General features: G+C 68.9%; 1 protein-coding gene. It reads left to right on the forward strand.

The features are described 5' to 3' along the window. Positions 1–67: 67 nt before the first annotated feature. Complete coding sequence (locus ACFV3E_RS46655; protein WP_500542627.1) at positions 68–1,654, forward strand: IS1182 family transposase; 1,587 nt, start codon at positions 68–70, stop codon at positions 1,652–1,654. The last annotated feature ends 64 nt before the right edge of the window (positions 1,655–1,718 follow it).

Below are 1,718 nucleotides of genomic sequence, written 5' to 3' on the forward strand. Positions count from 1 at the left end.
CTAGAAGACTGCTGAAAATCTCGGGTTCTGGCCCCGGCTCTGTGGAGTCGGGGCCAGTCTTGTAGGCATGCAGGGGGAATGGGCCGGGGAGTCGGTCGGGCCGGATGTGTGGGAGACGTGTCGGGAGTTGATCCCGGCTGGCAGTGTGTTCGCATTTCTGGCCGAGCATCGCGAGGTGCTGTTTCCGCCGGGGATGTTCGCGGACATGTATCCGTCGTCCAACGGTCGGCCGAGTCTGCCGCCTCAGGTGCTGGCCGCGACGGTGGTACTGCAGAGCCTGCAGGGATTGTCGGACTTCGAGACCGTCCAGGAACTGCGGTGTGACCTGCGGTGGAAGGCCGCCTGCGGGCTCGGCCTGTACGACACCGCGTTCGACCCGTCGCTGCTGACGTACTTCCGGCGCCGCCTGCGTCATTCGGCCGATCCCTTGCGGATCTTCACCAAGGTCAGGGAAGTCGTGGCCGCGACTAGCGTGCTCAAGGGCAGGCAGCGGCGGGCGCTGGACTCCACCGTGCTCGATGACGCGGTGGCCACCCAGGACACCGTCACCCAGATCATCTCCGCGATCCGCCGGGTGATCCGCGAGGTTCCCGGCGCCGAGGAGGTGGCTGCGGGGCACTGCCGGGCGCACGACTACACCGACCCGGGCAAACCGAGGATCGCCTGGGACGACGAGTCGGCCCGCGCCGCACTGGTCGACGCGCTGGTCACCGACGCCCTCAACCTGCTCGGGCACCTGCCCGAGCAAAACCTGGGCGAGAAGGCGGCGAACGCAGTCGGTCTGCTCGCCCTGGTCGCGGGCCAGGACGTGGAACCTGCCGAAGACTCCGACGGGCGCGACGGCCGCTGGCGCATCGCCAAGCGCACGGTGCCGGACCGGGCCGTGTCCACCGTCGACCCCGACGCACGGCACATCCACAAGAACCGCACCCGCCACAGCGAAGGCTTCAAAGGACACGTCGCCTTCGAGCCGGAGACCGGACTCTTCACCGCCGTCGCCCTGACCAGCGGCTACGGCCCCGACAACCACGAGGCCGCCGTCGCGCCCGGTCTGCTGGCCGACGAGGAGGAGGACGCGGAGTTAACCGTGCTCGGCGATAGCGCCTACGGCACCGGCGACCTGCGCGCACGTCTGCAGGCAGAAGGCCACACCTTGGTGATCAAGCCGCCGCCACTGCGGCAAGCCGTCCCCGGCGGCTTCACCATCGATCACTTCCGCCTCGATCTGGCCGCCGGCACCGCGACCTGCCCGGCCGGACACACCGCCAACCTCGGCCAGGCCACAGCCGACGGCGCCCGCACGGCCCAGTTCAAGCGCGCCTGCACCAACTGCCCCCTGCGGGAACGCTGCACTAAGTCCAAGACCGGACGCACCCTGAACGTCCATCCCCAGCACGAACTGCTGACCGCCGCCCGCCGTCAGGCCGCCACCGACCCCGGCTGGCAAGACGAATACCGCCGATGGCGGCCACCAGTCGAACGCGCCATCGCCTGGCTGGTCGCCAAGGGCAACCGCCGGGTCCCACACTGCGGCGTCATCGCCAACAACATCTGGCTCCACCACCGCGCCGCCGCCCTCAACCTCCGTCGATTGATCACCCTCGGACTCACCCGAACCAACACCACCTGGCACATCGCCCCAGCCACCGCATAAACGAAAGGGCCGCCCGGCCTCCGGCCGGGGCAGTCCCACAACAAGATTTTCAGCAGTCTTCTAG

Source organism: Streptomyces sp. NPDC059718 (assembly GCF_042733315.1).
Classification (GTDB): domain Bacteria; phylum Actinomycetota; class Actinomycetes; order Streptomycetales; family Streptomycetaceae; genus Actinacidiphila.

Bases quoted from the DNA above. Each gene is read 5' to 3' on its own strand.
- ACFV3E_RS46655 (WP_500542627.1), top strand. From the start codon at position 68: ATGCAGGGGGAATGGGCCGGGGAGTCGGTCGGGCCGGATGTGTGGGAG.